Source organism: Chryseobacterium sp. FR048, assembly GCF_056844665.1.
The window spans coordinates 147,516-163,349 of record NZ_JBXDSE010000004.1; the positions used below are offsets into that span (position 1 = coordinate 147,516).

The 15,834-nt window shown below is 35.2% G+C and carries 15 protein-coding genes; 8 read left to right on the top strand and 7 right to left on the bottom strand.

The features are described 5' to 3' along the window. The first annotated feature begins 431 nt into the window (after positions 1-431). From AC106K_RS13155 to AC106K_RS13165, 3 genes are all read left to right on the top strand, one after another. Complete coding sequence (locus tag AC106K_RS13155; protein ID WP_185287939.1) at positions 432-1,550, top strand: DEAD/DEAH box helicase; 1,119 nt, start codon at positions 432-434, stop codon at positions 1,548-1,550. Between the two features lie 49 nt (positions 1,551-1,599). After that, positions 1,600-1,794 (top strand): cold-shock protein, encoded by a 195-nt coding sequence (locus tag AC106K_RS13160; RefSeq protein WP_412850865.1) that lies wholly within the window; start codon positions 1,600-1,602, stop codon positions 1,792-1,794. Between the two features lie 238 nt (positions 1,795-2,032). Then, entirely contained in the window at positions 2,033-2,491 is a 459-nt protein-coding gene (locus tag AC106K_RS13165) for a MaoC family dehydratase (protein ID WP_482445948.1), read from the top strand. Between the two features lie 78 nt (positions 2,492-2,569). Here the strand turns inward: AC106K_RS13165 and AC106K_RS13170 are convergent, their stop codons facing one another. Beyond that, a complete protein-coding gene (locus tag AC106K_RS13170) occupies positions 2,570-2,833 on the bottom strand; it encodes a heme oxygenase (protein ID WP_482445950.1) in 264 nt (87 codons plus the stop codon). Between the two features lie 113 nt (positions 2,834-2,946). Continuing rightward, complete coding sequence (locus AC106K_RS13175; protein WP_482445952.1) at positions 2,947-3,096, bottom strand: hypothetical protein; 150 nt, start codon at positions 3,094-3,096, stop codon at positions 2,947-2,949. 305 nt (positions 3,097-3,401) lie between these two features. On the opposite strand from AC106K_RS13175, the gene AC106K_RS13180 reads away from it, so the two are divergent. Together AC106K_RS13180 and AC106K_RS13185 are read left to right on the top strand one after the other, a co-directional pair. Next, positions 3,402-3,962, top strand: coding sequence for a helix-turn-helix domain-containing protein (locus tag AC106K_RS13180; protein WP_482445954.1), 561 nt, complete (start codon positions 3,402-3,404; stop codon positions 3,960-3,962). A gap of 717 nt (positions 3,963-4,679) precedes the next feature. Beyond that, positions 4,680-6,107: a S41 family peptidase gene (locus tag AC106K_RS13185; RefSeq protein WP_482445955.1), complete on the top strand. Its 1,428-nt coding sequence runs from the start codon at positions 4,680-4,682 to the stop codon at positions 6,105-6,107. A 589-nt stretch (positions 6,108-6,696) separates the two neighbouring features. Here AC106K_RS13185 and AC106K_RS13190 read toward each other — a convergent pair. Both AC106K_RS13190 and AC106K_RS13195 read right to left on the bottom strand, forming a co-directional pair. Then, a complete protein-coding gene (locus tag AC106K_RS13190; RefSeq protein ID WP_482445957.1) occupies positions 6,697-7,428 on the bottom strand; it encodes a LytR/AlgR family response regulator transcription factor in 732 nt (243 codons plus the stop codon). A 3-nt stretch (positions 7,429-7,431) separates the two neighbouring features. Continuing rightward, positions 7,432-8,472, bottom strand: coding sequence for a sensor histidine kinase (locus tag AC106K_RS13195; protein WP_482445959.1), 1,041 nt, complete (start codon positions 8,470-8,472; stop codon positions 7,432-7,434). Between the two features lie 200 nt (positions 8,473-8,672). Between AC106K_RS13195 and AC106K_RS13200 the strand changes: the two genes are divergently transcribed. Then, positions 8,673-10,037 carry a serine hydrolase domain-containing protein gene (locus tag AC106K_RS13200; protein ID WP_482445961.1) on the top strand — a complete coding sequence of 455 codons (1,365 nt, stop codon included), beginning with the start codon at positions 8,673-8,675 and terminating at the stop codon, positions 10,035-10,037. A gap of 371 nt (positions 10,038-10,408) precedes the next feature. Here the strand turns inward: AC106K_RS13200 and AC106K_RS13205 are convergent, their stop codons facing one another. Then, the gene (locus AC106K_RS13205; RefSeq protein ID WP_482445962.1) at positions 10,409-11,455 is read right to left on the bottom strand and encodes a serine hydrolase domain-containing protein; all 1,047 of its coding nucleotides are present in this window, start codon (positions 11,453-11,455) and stop codon (positions 10,409-10,411) included. A gap of 155 nt (positions 11,456-11,610) precedes the next feature. Then, complete coding sequence (locus AC106K_RS13210; RefSeq protein WP_482445964.1) at positions 11,611-12,735, bottom strand: helix-turn-helix domain-containing protein; 1,125 nt, start codon at positions 12,733-12,735, stop codon at positions 11,611-11,613. A 572-nt stretch (positions 12,736-13,307) separates the two neighbouring features. Here AC106K_RS13210 and AC106K_RS13215 point away from each other — a divergent pair. After that, positions 13,308-13,934 (top strand): hypothetical protein, encoded by a 627-nt coding sequence (locus tag AC106K_RS13215; protein WP_482445966.1) that lies wholly within the window; start codon positions 13,308-13,310, stop codon positions 13,932-13,934. A 92-nt stretch (positions 13,935-14,026) separates the two neighbouring features. Here AC106K_RS13215 and AC106K_RS13220 read toward each other — a convergent pair whose 3' ends face one another. Next, positions 14,027-14,848: an alpha/beta fold hydrolase gene (locus AC106K_RS13220; RefSeq protein ID WP_066695107.1), complete on the bottom strand. Its 822-nt coding sequence runs from the start codon at positions 14,846-14,848 to the stop codon at positions 14,027-14,029. A 277-nt stretch (positions 14,849-15,125) separates the two neighbouring features. On the opposite strand from AC106K_RS13220, the gene AC106K_RS13225 reads away from it, so the two are divergent. Continuing rightward, positions 15,126-15,716, top strand: coding sequence for a Crp/Fnr family transcriptional regulator (locus AC106K_RS13225; protein ID WP_482445968.1), 591 nt, complete (start codon positions 15,126-15,128; stop codon positions 15,714-15,716). Positions 15,717-15,834 lie beyond the last annotated feature (118 nt).

Consider the following 15,834-nt stretch of genomic DNA (forward strand, 5'->3'; position numbering starts at 1 on the left):
AAAATCATCCGCGCCTGCAAACAATTCGGTTAACGTGCGGAAGGTATGAATAAATTTTTGATAATCAATTAATTAAATGTGGCTTTGTTCGTTTTTTTTATCGTAGGTTTGCAAAAGAATTATAAAAACAGGTCACTGCCTTTGCTATTCTGTAATAGTCTAAAATCACAATTTTTCTTTTCCAGTTTTGCTTTTTCAGCTACCCATTTATGATCTTTACTTTATGAGTGAAAAGTCGAAGATTATAAAAGTCCTATGATTATTAGGAGCGATACGTTATTGCTGGTCATCAACAATTTGAAGAATATTGTTACAGATAAAGCAAGCAAAATGATAAACCGGAAAAGTACTCTTTATTTGTTTATCCTTACATCAATTCAAATTCTGATAAACAGATTTGCTTACCAATTACCGGAAGACCGGAATTTATAATGAGCTTTAAAAACTTAAATTTAATCAATCCCATTATTCGTGCTGTAACAGAAGCCGGATATTCCAGGCCTACTGAAATACAGCGTACTGCAATTCCACATATCCTGGCAGGAAGAGACATCATAGGATGCGCTCAAACCGGGACCGGGAAAACTGCGGCATTTGCTATGCCTATACTACAGTTACTGAAAAGATATAATCCTGAACATCAGGAAATACGTACCTTAATTCTCACTCCAACCCGGGAATTGGCAATCCAGATTGAAGAAAACTTTGGCATTTACAGCAAATATCTGCCTTTATCCCAACTTTCTGTTTTTGGAGGTGTATCAATAGGAGGCCAGCTTGCTGCTCTGAGAAAAAGAGTGGACATTTTGGTAGCCACTCCGGGAAGATTACTGGATCTGGTGAACCAAAGACATATTGATCTCTCTAAGATTGAAATATTGGTTTTGGATGAAGCAGACAGAATGCTTGATCTGGGTTTTGTAAATGATGTAAAAAAGGTTTTAAATTTAATTCCCAGGAAAAGACAAACCTTGTTTTTTTCTGCAACCATGCCGGTAAGCATAAAGAAATTTGCCGGAACAATTCTGAATAATCCTGTTGAGGTTACCGTAACTCCCGTGTCTTCAACTGCCCAAACCGTTAAGCAATCCGTCTATTTTGTAGAGAAAAAAGATAAAACAGATCTGCTGATTGATATACTCCAGGAAAAAAATACTGTCAGATCATTGGTCTTTACCCGTACTAAATATGTGGCCAATAAACTTGTTCAGCAGCTGGAGGATGTAGGGATTTTTGCAGCAGCCATCCATGGAAATAAATCACAGGCAGCAAGACAAAATGCCCTTGATGATTTTAAAAACAGCAGAATAAATGTGTTGGTAGCTACAGATATTGCAGCGAGAGGAATTGATATAGATGACCTGCCTAATGTGGTCAACTATGAACTTCCTAATATTCCCGAAACTTATGTTCACCGGATTGGAAGAACCGGAAGGGCAGGAGCAGAGGGTACCGCTATTTCGTTTTGCGATACAGATGAGCGTTCAGATCTTAAAAATATTCAAAAACTGATCGGGTTTACAATGCCGGTCAGATCATTTTATAAATAAATTCTGTAGAGTTTACAGAACATAATATTCAATTTTAATAATAATTACAATGCAACAAGGCACCGTAAAATTTTTCAATGAAGCAAAAGGCTTCGGATTTATTACCCCTTCAGATGGGAGTAAAGATATATTTGTACATTCTTCAGGATTGAGCGTTGCTTCAATTCGTGAAAATGATAAAGTCGTTTTTGATGTACAAAAGAGTGACAAGGGTTTAAATGCTGTTAATGTAAAATTAGCATAAGCTAACCCTGGCTGTAGATATTTAAAAAGATAATTTTTTGCAATTCCAGTTTCATAATTTTATATTTTTTTACAAATTCAGAATCCATACCTATTCGTCTGGATATAGTTTTTGAACGGACATTACTATAAATACATTACTTTTTATTTTCATTATGTTCATTTACCTCTCGCTTTATGTGAGAGGTTTTTTAAGAAATAATTAGCTTACCATAAAAACAAAAGAAAATTGTACGGGTATGATGATCATCAACAATTTTATTGAATATAAAGCCCTTGAAGGCAAAGTCATTGGAACCTCTGCCTGGCATACGATAGATCAGAATCAAATTGACAGGTTTGCCGCAGCAACCTTAGACTGTCAGTGGATTCATACAGATAAAGAAAGAGCCGAAAAGGAGGGCCCTTTTAAATCTACCATCGCTCACGGCTATCTGACACTATCACTCATTCCTTATCTCTGGAAACAGATTGCAGAGGTGAGAAATGTGAAAATGGAAATCAATTACGGGATTGAGAATTTTAGATTTGGCCAGGCTGTTCCTGTAGAAAGTGATGTGAAACTACAGGCCACGGTACAATCGGTGACGGATCTGAGAGGGACGGTAAAGGTAGTGGTGGAAGCGAAACTTCTGATAAAAGATCATGCAAAACCTGCCTATGTAGGAGATGTCATTTTTCTTTACCATTTTTTGTAGTAAACCGCCGGATCAAAAAAGATTAAAGTGTTACTAAGCATAAAAAGTGCTGCCGTTGGGATTGTTATTCTAGCATTTTCATATAAAATCATAGTGATCCAATCTGATCACAAAATAATGCTCAATTGTTTTTTGAGCTTTTTTACACATAGATAAAAGGTCATTTCTTGAAGTGTTGTCGAAACTAAAATCATCATGAGTTTTCACAATATATTCGGTTACTATTTCAATATCCATCATATCAAGTTCTGTTACATCGGTTTTCAACTTGTGCTCTTCTTTGAAGAAAGGAATTTTACGGAAAAAAGAATCGTTGAACCGAAAGAGATGTATTGTTTTCATTGTAAAAATATTTAATGATCAAAGATTAATTTCTTTTATAATATGGGAGATCCTCTTCACAGTGTTTTCTTAATCTGTTTCCGATCCTTTCAGGCATTTCCATATCACATACTTCATCTTACTGGATGATATTTCGTTAAGTGCTGATGATACCATTGCAATACCATATTTTGTGAAACTCTTGGAGTTCCCTGCAGATAGCCCTGATGCATCCTTGCAATTAAAAGAGCCGAATGACGATACCCGGAATCTATTCCCTTCATACGAATTCCCATCTGGGAGGAAAAGTATCTGTGAAGATAATTTCAGGTTTATTATTAATTGTGTTTTTTTATTCTGACCTGATTTTCTTGTGGTCTTTTCCTCCGTGTCTGGGCTCTCTTTTCCTCTTTTAGTTTGGGCATGGTAAAGTGTTATTGTGAACTGTAAATTTCAACCATTTAAAAAGGAAAGCTTTATAATTGTCTTTCAATTTGTTGTATAAATCATAGATATTTCCGATTTAATAGATTAACTTTGAGTAAATGGCTGTTAATGAAATAATTGGCGGATATAAACAGTAAGGGGAATGAAGTTGTATATAAAATATATGGTTAGTTTGCGCTGCAAAATGGTTGTTCATCAGGAACTGGAAAGATTGGGCATCAAAAATGCTGTGGTAGATTTGGGAACGGTAGAATTACTGGAGAATATCAGCGCCGAACAAAGGCAGATTCTGAAAGAGAATTTACTTAAAACAGGACTTGAAGTATTAGCCGATAAAAAAAGTATCCTGATAGAAAAAATAAAAAATGTAGTCATAGAAATGATTCATTATTCAGAGGAGCTTCCAAAAGAAAACTTCTCAGATTATGTAAGCGAAAAACTGGGATATGACTATACCTACCTTGCCAATACCTTTTCTGAAGTAAGAGGAATGACACTGCAGCATTTTATCATTATTAATAAAATAGAAAAAGTAAAAGAACTGTTGCTGTATGATGAGCTCAACCTTACAGAAATCTCTTATAAACTCCACTACAGCAGTGTGGCCCATCTCTCTAGCCAGTTTAAGAAAATCACAGGGCTTTCCCCTTCATTTTATAAGCAGCTGAAACAAAGACGCCTTGGAAATCTGGAGGACCTGTAAAAGGTGTGATTTATGTAAGATTATTCCGGATATATATAGCTTAGTGTATCCTGAAACGATCATATTTGTAGGATGATAAGCAGTAGTTTATCAAATTTATAAAGTTTATAGTATCATTTTTAGACTGGAAAACAAAATGAGCCGTTGCAGAATACGGTCTCCGGTATTTGAAAATATTGTAGTCGTAAGGAAAGACTGGAAAAAGCCAATATACACCATGAAAAAAAACTAATAGACTTAAAGATTCTCAACTTTGATAATGAGCATATTAAAATCCCGATAAAATAGTAGATCTGTTTTCAGACGGTTTTAATTAATTAAGGATAGGAGCCTATGGTTTCTGTCCTTTTATCTATGGGGATATGATGTGACAGGTTAATTTATAATGAATTTTATCAACCGAATTTACATCAAAAGTCTGTTTTTACCATAAGAACGAAACAATTTAAATGAGATGAGTTATGCCAATTCATACACAGTAGAATTAGATTAAATAAGGTTGCTGTTCACAAGGCAGTTGAAAGCTGAAACTTATTTTAATGTTGCTACCCCGCGTTTACCATTTTCTGCCATGAAAAATGTAAATTGGCTCAGAAAAAATGGCTCAGCTTACTGAATGGGTAAAGACTGAATTGGTTGGCTGCTATTTTCCGCTTTTCATAAATACCTCCGCTTGCTGTGTATCATTCGAACGGCTGTAGAGCAAAAACATTTAAAATGAGTTTAAAAATACTATTACCGCTTTTATTTTTTACAGTCAATTTTACTTTTGGACAAAACTCAGCATTAGAAACACCGGGACTGCTTGACAAATCACTGAAGAAAGATAGCATTATTGCCGAGTTTTCAGAACTTTATCATTTAACCAATACCATTCATCCCGGGCAATTTATGTTTTGTTCAAAAAATGAATTTGATAAAACATATTCCTCTTTAAAAAATTCCATAAAAACGGATCTTTCCCTGGTAGAATATTATAAATTGACAGCCACCTTAATGGCAAAAATCAAAGACGGACATACAGCCGCTGATAGAGGAAGAATTATTAATTTGCTCAATGACAGATTAGTTTTTCCTTTCAGCATCTATAAAATTAAGGACAAATATTATCTGGATCAATCATCTCCGGAAAATAAAGAATATGCAGGATTGAGAGTTTTGAAGATCAATGGAAAAGACATCAATACTGTAGTGAACGAAATTCAACAATATATTCATCTTGAAGGCAGAAACGAAACAGGACTCAATATGCGGTTTAGTAATTTCCCCTTTTATTATTTTATTTACAATCAGACAGAAAAGTTTGAAATTGAATATGAAGATCGTAACCACCATAAACTAAAAGGGATATTCAAAGGAATGCCATTTAAGGAATATACAAGCAATATTTCAAAAAAAACAGAACCTTTGACTACAGAGTTCAGAACAAACGACTTAGCTGTTTTAAAATTTCGTTCATTTGAAAATGGATATAATGAAGCAGACCGGAAAATTGCAGAGAAACAATTAGACCGATTTTTCGCACAACTTGACAGTTTAAAAACGAAAAACTTAATTATCGATTTACGGGATAACAGCGGTGGTTCTGCAGATATTGCCAACTACCTGTTTTCATATTTAAGCAGTACTCCTTATTACTATTTTGATTATAGGGGAGCAAAATATAAAAGCGTAAAAGAGTGGAAGCATTATGCTCAATATCCGGACAATATCGAAGAAATCAATCTGAACGAAACAAAACCCAAGGATGGATTAAATTGCTACACAGAAATCAACAGCACAGATTGGTGGTTTAAACTCCAACAAAACAAACCCAATTTTTACAAAGGAAAAGTCAGCGTTTTGATCAATGGTGGATGTTTTTCAACTACCGGGCATCTGTTAGCTTTGATGAGAGAACATAAAATTGGGAAATTTTACGGTGAATATTCACAAGGAAGCAATTACAGCAATGCAGGCGGACAGGCATTTGTATTACCATATTCCAAAACATTGGTCTGGATTCCTACTTTTCAATACAGAATGAGAACCCCTCATTTCATCAATGATCCTAAAGGAATTAAACCGGATGTTGAAATACCAGCACAACCAGATGATCTAAGAACAGGATTTGACAGGCAAATGGATTTTGTAATGAAGCAATAGCCGTGATTTGAATATATGTTGAGGTTCGTTCAAAAAATGTAGAAAACTGTAATTCTGAGTGTTTTTTGATTAAATGTATATTATTTTGATGATGATTTTTTTGTGACGCAAAGGTTTAATTTTTGAAACAGTTGATTTTAAGGGAGCAAAGACTGGAATCAACAAAGTTGATTCGTTGAAGCGTGTGTCTAAGCATATCGCTTCATCATCGACGAAGTCGCCTCCCTTAGCCCCCTTAAAATAGAGCGAGATTATACACAAACTTTGCGTTAATCCTTTTTACAGACTTGAAGAAATGTAAAATTCTAAGATAAATTCAGCGATTTATCTAAATAAGATAGAGCAGAGGAAAAATGTACTGATAAGGAGTTTTTGTGACGCAAAGTCTTAGTTTCTTTGTATTTACTTTAGTGAGCAAAGACTGGAATCAACAAAGTTGCTTCGTTGAAGCGTGTGTCTAAGCATATCGCTTCATCAGCGACAAAGTCGCCTCCCTTAGCCCCCTTAAAATAAAGCGGGATTATGCATAAACTTTGCGTCAAAATTTTTTGTAGCCTTACTTCAGACTTGCTGTATGTATATTTTCGCCTTACTTTATATGCAAGATTTTTAATTGAGCATAAAACTGTTCACGGTAACTGAGCCCTATAGGAATACTCTTTTTATTGCTCAAGATAATGACATGCTGCTCGAGATAATTGACTTTGTTGAGGTTGATGAAAAATGACTTATGAACCCTGCAAATGTAATTGAGATGCTTTAAATTTTCCTCAAAAGAAGTTAAGGTTGCGTGAATCATAATCGTACCGGCTTCAGTATGTAGATTAATATAATTGCCCATGCCTTCAATATAAATTAATTCTGCAGGGTTAACTTTGATTAAACGCTTATCACTTTTCACATAAAAGCTGTCATTCTCTTTTTCCGCAGTGATGGATGCTGAGGTTTGCTGTACAGGTTTCAGGAATTGACTTACTTTTTGGATGCTTTTAGCAAAACGTTCCAAAGAGATGGGTTTCAACAGATAATCGATAGCACTTTGGTTAAACGCATCCAATGCATATTGATTGTACGCCGTGGTGTAGATGATGGCGGGAGGATTATTGAACATGCTAACGAATTCGGTTCCGCTGATTTCCGGCATTTTAATATCCAGAAAAATGAGATCGATGTCTTTATTTCTGTTGAGAGTCGTGATTAGTTCAAAAACGTTATTGCAGACCCCTTCTAACTGCAAAGTGTCAAATTTTGAAATGTGATGAATCAAAACATCCTGAGCCAGCTTTTCGTCATCTACCACTAAACATTTTATTTTTGTCATTTCCTAGAATTTTATTTCAAGCATAATTTTAAAAATACCATTGCTTTGTTCAATTTGAAACTGATGTCTGGAAGGATAGATCAATTGCAAACGTTTGCGGATGTTTTCAATACCAATTCCGCCCACCTCTTTCTGGGCTGATTCTTTAAAATTATTTTCACAGGTAAATATAAGACTAATATCGTCACAGCTTAATTTTGCATGGATATAAGAATGACCCACTGTAGAATCTGTGCCGTGTTTGAAGGCATTTTCTATCAGGGGTAATAATAGCATTGGAGTAATCTTGACATATTCTTTTACATCATCGTAATGAAAGGTAATTGTTGCGTTTTCAGGCATTCTTAATCTTTCAATATCGATATAGGTATTCAAAATATGGATTTCGTCACCTATAGAAACTTCTTTCACCTGCGTTTCGTATAAAGAATAACGCAGAATATCAGAGAGTTTTAAAATAACATCCGGTGTTTCATCTGATTTTTTAAGAGATAAAGAATACAGACTATTGAGTACATTGAAGAGAAAATGGGGGCTGATCTGTGATTTCAGCAAACTGAGTTCTGCGATAGTCTGTTGAGTTTGTACCTGTCTTTCTTTTTTGATTTTCAATAAAAATTGCTGGAGGGCATACCCGATAATCATGATCCCTAAAACAAGAATGATTCCCGGAAAAACATCGAAATAATATTGATACTTTTCTAATCCCGCAGGAGCAGAGGAGGTGGCAGCAACCGGAGTAAAATTAATCAGTTCTGTAGTATTAAAACTCTGATATAACCATTGTACATACTGACCCAATATGAATGTAATGCCTAAGATGATGGCTGATATAGAAACACCATACTGTTGTATTCTTTTATGTTGCTGAAGTTGGGGAAGAAGCCAAAAGTTATTCAGCCATGCAGGAGAAAAAAGCAGGATGTTATAAAAGAGAATAAAATGTATAGGGATGTTCTTATCATTATTGATTATCGGTGCTGAAAATATAAAGATGATAAATACAAGGTTGCTGAATATTCTCAGAAAATTATATCTGTTCAATGGTTGATTGGTTTTATAAGCTGGTAAAGTTAAATATTTTCACCCGTAGCAAGCTCTTTTTTACACCAATGCGTATGAATCATTGACAAACAATAAAAAATGAATGTCCAAATTGTTGGTCCATAGTATGAGGCTGTTGGTCAAAAAAATGAAAAACTATACGAGAGCTATTCTTTCATTTGCATCAATAAAACTGAAACATGAAAAGACTCTTTCTTTTATTTGCCCTGAATTTATTTGTCATCACTTCTTCACAAAGCCCCGATTACAAACAGTCAATCGACAGTCTGTTGAACTATTTTCAGAAAAACAATGCTTTTTCAGGGAGTGTCTTACTTCAAAAGAGCGGACAGACTATTTATAAGGGAGAATTCAATACATTTCCAAACGGTACCAATACCTATAGAATTGGATCAATTACTAAAATTTTTACTGCTGTTATTATTTTTCAGCTCATTGAGGAAGGGAAACTTAAACTTGAAACGAAACTCAGCACGTTTTATCCTGCCATACAATATGCTGATGAAATCACCATAGGAAATCTTCTGAGCCATACCAGCGGAATTTACAATTATTTAGAATGGGAAGACTATTACCCCCAGAAAAGTAATAGCTACACCAAAGAAAATATGCTGAAACTCATAGAACAGGGGAAACCGGAATCTAAGCCTAATCAGGAAAGTTCCTATAGCAATTCCAATTACACTTTATTGGGGTATATCGTAGAAGATCTAACGAAAAAGGACTACTCAGAAAACGTAAAATCCCGTATTATCAATCCATTGGGGCTTCAGAATACCTATTACGAAACAGAGAAAGATAAAAGTGGAAACTTCAAACGGAATGATTCCTATAAATTTGATGGAGAAACCTGGTCTAAAGAAAAGGAGACCCATCCAAGTTTTACCCTTGCCGCAGGAGCGATGGTTTCTAATACGGAAGATCTATCCAGGCTGATGTTTGCCCTTTTTAATGAAAATCTGGTGTCCAAAAAATCATTAGAACAAATGGAAAAGACCAATTTGCAAACCGGGATTGGCTATGGATTGTTCAGAACGCCCTTTCATCATAAAAACGGATACGGTCATACCGGCAGAATCGATGAATTTCGGGCTGCTACAGTCTACTTTCCGGCAGATGATCTGACTTTGACAATTCTTACCAATGGAACCAACATTAAACTGAATGATATTGCATTAGGGATCGCTTCAAAATATTATCATACCCAATACCAAAGACCGGATTTTACGGCATATGAAAATGCAAATGCTCCTCAGACCCAGATCTACACAGGTATTTACAGTGCCAAATTAGCAGGGATCATCAGCATTGGAAAGTTCAGAATAACACAGGCAGGGAAAAATCATCTGTATTTTGAGATGTATAATAACGAAAAAGATCATGATAAGGAAAGTCGGAAGGCACTCCTGAAAAGAACCGGAGAAAATGAGTTTTATTCTTTTGAAACTAACGCAAAACTTCAGTTTTTACTGAATAAAAAAGGAATGGTGACTGGAATAAAACTGGCGCAGGGCAATAATTCTATCCGTTGTAAGAAATTATAGTCTTGGCTCATATCCGCTTTGTCGATTCCGATCTTTGCCTCCTCTAAAATCAATAGGATAGCTGATAAACTTTGCGTTAATCCTTTTTTGCAGACTTGAAGAAATATAAAATCCTAAGATAAATTCAGCGATTAATCTAAATAAGATGTGTAACAGAGGAAAAAATGTACTGATAAGGATTTTTTGTGACGCAAAGTCTTAGTTTCTTTGTACTTACTTTAGGGAGCAAAGGCTGGAATCAACAAAGTTGATTCGTTGAAGCGTGTGTCTAATCATATCGCTTCATCATCGACGAAGTCGCCTCGCTTAGCCCCCTTAAAATAAAGTGGAATTATGCATAAACTTTGCGTTTACCAAAAACGATTTTGTTCTTAGTTTACAATGATGTCATCATACAGGATATCCACTACTTTTTCTAAAATTTCTCCCGTTTCATTAAAGCTGGTATTGGTCAATATAGATATTCCCATATTTTGTTTAGGATAAATCACAAACCAATTCTGCATTCCGTATATCCCGCCATGATGTCTGTAGATTAACTGATGATCATTTTCAATGATGTACCAATGATAGCCTTCCCAAAAATCAGAACCTTCTTTATATAATTTTTTATGAGACTCATTGATAATAGGATTTGATGAGTCAAGTTGCAACTTCATATATTTCACCAAATCGGTGGTCGTAGAATGTAGCCCTGAAATTCCACCCCATAAAGTTCTGTTGAAATTGGGCATTAACTCGTTTTTGTCATTATAGCCTTTCACCAATCTTGCTTTATCATTTTCATTGAGGGTGAACTTAGTCTGGTTCATTTTATTGGGTTTTAAAACAAATTCAGAGACCAGTTCCTCATAAGGTTTTTGATACACTTTTTCAAGGATATAGGCTGTCAGCTCTGGAGCTGTATTTGAGTAGAAATATTTTTCTCCAGGCTTCGTTTCGATTTTGATGCGTTTTAACCCTTCTAAAAAAGCCTCTTTATTTTCACTTTTTATCGGGAAATTAGGAAATCCGCTGGTGTGAGTGATGAGGTGCTTGATTTTGATAGGTTCCCCTTTATATTCTAAATTGGGATAAGATTCATTAAGATAGATTCTAATATCATCTTCTAAACTGAGTTTTTGATCGAGTACCGCTTTTGCAGCTACATATCCTGCAAAAGTTTTCGTGACAGAAGCGAGTTCATAAAGACTAGAATCGTTGGGTTTGTTTCCTTTTCCAATCGTTAGCTCTCCAAAATGCTTTATGGTAGATTTTCCGTCTTTAAGCACGGCAATAGAAACAGAATGAAATCTTTTGTCTTCTAAGAGCTGAAGTGCATTTTTTGTAATTGCATTTTCAATCTTTTTTTCATGGGTTGGGTAAGCGCTTTTACAGCCAAGTAAAGCAAGAAATAAAATAAGGGTTACATATTTCATGGTCAGAATTTTAATTGGATTTTGATCATCTGACGCAAATATCCTGTAGAAAATCTTGAAAAGAGTCCATCTAAAAAAGTCGGACTCATTTTGTTGATTAAAATGAGTCCGACTATCTGCAATTCAAAGTCCGATTATTTACAAATTGTTAATTATCAGCTGTTTCTAAATTCTGTCGGAGTTTGATTCGTATATTTTTTAAATGAAGTATGAAAAGAAGATTTAGAATTGAAACCTACTTCATATAAAATTTCTAGCACGGTATATTTTTTTTTCGCAGGGTCTTTCAGAATGGTCATCGCTTTTTTAACGCGGTATTCATTCACAAAATCAAAAAAGTGCTGATTGAGATGATGGTTAATTAATACAGACAGCTCACGAACAGGAATGTCCACCTGATCTGCCAATTCCTGAATCGTTAATGAAGGTTCCAGGAAAGGTTCTTTTTCAACCATGAATTTTTTAAGCTCTTCGATCTGAAGGCTTTTTGTGGCGTCCGTTTTATTTTCAGTTTCCAGAGTGTCGGCAAAATCTTTTGTCGGCTGTAGCGTAGAATCAATCCTTCGGAAAAGCTCAGGATAGTTTAATGCCTTTAAAATAAACCAGCAGGCGGCCAATAAAGACACTGTTCCTGCAACAATATTCAGCCAGATAAACAGATCTCTATGCTGGGTGTATCTTACGATGTTTTTAAAAATAATACATATATGGATGACTAAGAAAATCAGGGTAAGCTGAGACAGCCATTTGTATAATAAAGTGTTTGGATTGGTATAGTTTTCAAGATAAATCTCTTTATATTTTTTAAGGATAAGAAATACAGCAATGATATAAAAGAAAAACTGCATTTCCCCGATTGCCTGATAAAAAAACATTTCCGGAGAGTTCCACATCGTTGCAAAGAATTCTTCTTTAGCAGCACCTTCTGCTAGATAAAGTCTTGGCACTAAAATTAAATTGGCAACAATAAAAGGAACAAGATGCAGGAAATGCTTTCTTTTTAAAGTGAAATCGGAATAGCAAACTGCATTTACGTACAGATAGAAAAGAGGCATTACCAATAAGTAAGCTGATATTTTGAAAGCTTTCAGATTATAACTCTCCACAAAAAGATGCATAAAAAGTCCGCTGATGTCAATCGCATTAATGATAAGGAAAGCGGCAAATAATCTGTTTTCCAGTTTTCTTTCTGTTTTTACTGTTAACAGAAATACAGCTAGCAAGAGCGATACAAAAACGGCAATCGCAGCAATAACTTCCAGAAAACTTAATTTGTCCATTAGTTTTTTTGCAAAAATAGGGTATAAGTGATAAAGAAAAATAGATTTTGTTGATAAGAATGTTTTTGCTGTGCAATCAATTATTAAGTCTGCTTAAACTTAACCACAAAAGTCACAAAAGTTTTTATTTTTTTTAAACACTTTAGCACACTTTAAAAAGCTTAAGGAAATACCACACGATTAAGTTCACATAAGATGAAAATCTTTGATTTTCAACAAAACTTAAGTGTACTTCTTATACAGAAAGTATATAACTTAAGTGTTTAAAAAATCTTTGTGGTTTAATAAAAAAATTAAACAGCGTTATTATTCTGATGCTGGTCTGCTATGCAAAGTCAGGAGACTTAGGAGAGCGGGGAGCGGTATTTTTATCCATATGCTTCGAGGAATATCTTCTTAATCCATAAAATCCTTAAAGCCAGGGGTTTCCCATTCGTATTTTATTTGTAAGTTAGTGTCGCCCAAAATAGAACAGTATAAAACATACTGAACAACTTTGATAAAGAGGGTTCAATTTGTCCTGTTACTCTCTATTTTAAAAAATAATATACCAAAAAACTAAATATATTACAATGAAGAAGACACTGATTATTCTGTCAATAGGCGCTTTGCTTGCGGCTTGTAACAAAAAAGCTGAACAAAAAATAGATACTGTTGCCATAGAAACTCCCACAGCTATAGAAAAATCTTCGGGAGCAACCACTCAGTTTGACATCAATTCTGTGCCGGTTTCCAATGCTGAGGTGGGAGATTTTCCCTTTTTCAGTTTTCCCAAAGGGCTGGACTTCCAGAACAAACCGGTACAAAGAAGTTACGATAGGCTGTTTTTTCCACTTAACGGCGTCATGACACCGATAGAAGGAAAAGTATGGAAAACCTATGTCGTCAACGAGAAAAACAATACAGAAGAATGGTCATTACCTTATTTTTTGAAAAGCTATGATGAGGCGATTACAAAACTGGGGGGTGTAAAAATATTTGATGCTAAAGTCTCTCAGCAGGAGCTTGACAGAATAAAAGACGAAGCCAAATATTTTGGTGAAGAAGGTTCTATAGACTATTGGAATGAACCCGTAAAAGTATATGTCATAAGAAGACCCAATGGTGATGATATTTATATTCAGCTCTATGGAAATACCTCTACCGGAGCCATACAAATTCTACAGAAAGCACCGATTGAGCAGGGCGCAAAACCGTAGAGTAGAGCTGGTGAATAACATCACTTCTTTGAAAGTGCTTTAAACATAAAGAGATGAATCAAACTGATTCATCTCTTTTTATTATTCTTTTATTAAGCTTCAATAAATTCTAAGAGATCTTTATTAATAGTTTCGTGTTCCGTAGTGGGCATTCCGTGAGGAAAACCGGGATACGTAATCAGTTTTCCGTTTTTCAATAGTTTTGCAGATTTTATAGCAGAATTTTCGATCGGTACAATTTGGTCATCTTCCCCGTGAAGCACCAAAACCGGAATATCTACGGCTTTCAGATCTTCGGTGAAATCAGTTTCAGAAAATGCTTTGATTCCGTCATAATGAGCTACAATACCACCCATCATTCCTTGTCTCCACCAGTTTCTTTGTACCCCGTCTTTTACATTGGCACCTTCTCTGTTGTATCCATAGAAAGGGAAAGTGAGATCAAAATAAAACTGGTTTCTGTTATTCAAAGTCTGCTCTCTGATTCCATCAAAAACTTCCATGGGAACTCCATCCGGATTGTTTTCACTTTTTACCATTACCGGTGGAACAGCACTTATTAAAACTGCTTTTTTTGCTCTGCCATTGGCATATTTATGTACATAGCGGATCACTTCACCACCTCCTGTAGAGTGTCCGATGTGTACCACATCTTTCAAATCAAGGAATTCTACCAATTCTGCAGCGTCAGAAGCATATTGCTCGATGGTGTGATTGTAGATGTTCTGGCTTGAGCGGCCGTGGCCCCTTCTGTCATGGGAAATTACTCTGTACCCTCTCTGTAAGAAAAAGATAACCTGTGCATCCCAGTCGTCTGATGATAACGGCCATCCGTGGTGAAACATCAATACCGGTCCTGCTCCTTGGTCTTTATAAAAAATCTCTGTTCCGTCTTTTAATGTAAGTGTGCTCATAGTTTTAAATTTTTAATGTTAATTGATATTTTATTTTATAATTTTTTGTTGTCTTAATTCTTTAGCAAATGTAGGACAGTTCGCTTTCACTGAAATTAATCTAGTTTAATTTCGTACCTATTGACAACATTTTTTTGTTTGAGCCATTTAATTTGCTTTCTGATTCCAATCTTTTCTTCAGATCATCATTCAATCTTAGCATTTTGGGATCATCAAATAGCTTCTGAACTATGAATTTTACAGGCTTTTTTCTAATTTGCGGCCGTAAAATAAATGTATGTTTCAAAATATTATCAAAAACATCTCACGATTTGTGATCCTGACTCCGGAAGAAGAAAATATATATGAAGGTTTGCTGACCCTTCAGAAGTTCCCGAAAAAAACACATTTGCTACGCGAAGGAGAGATTTGCCAATTCGAAGGGTTTATAAAGCAAGGATGTGTACGAACCTATTATCTTGATGAAAACGGTTTTGAAGTAACCCTTCTGTTTGCCGTTGAAGATTGGTGGATTACCGATATTGATTCTTTTAATAATAGAACACCCTCGAAGATTTTTATAGAAGCCCTGGAAGACACCGAAATTTATATGTTGAATCCGGAAACTAAAGAGGAACTGATGCAGAAGGTTCCGAAGTTTGAAAGAGCATTCCGGCTGATGATGCAGCGGTATGTGGTGACGCTTCAAAACCGACTGGTTAATACCATTTCTCAACCTGCTACAGACCGTTATCTGGAATTTATCAGGGTGTATCCTACCATTCCGCAGCGTGTGGCACAGTATTATATTGCATCGTATCTTGGCGTTTCTAAGGAGTTTGTAAGCACCATCAGGAAACGATTGGCTAATAAAGAGAAACAAAAATAATAAGCAGGAAATTTTCCTTTCTTGAAATGACAACAAAAATTCGAAGAATTATTAGGGTGGTTATGCAGAATAGGTAAACCACCTTTTTTATTTAGAATAAAAGAAAAGATTATTTATT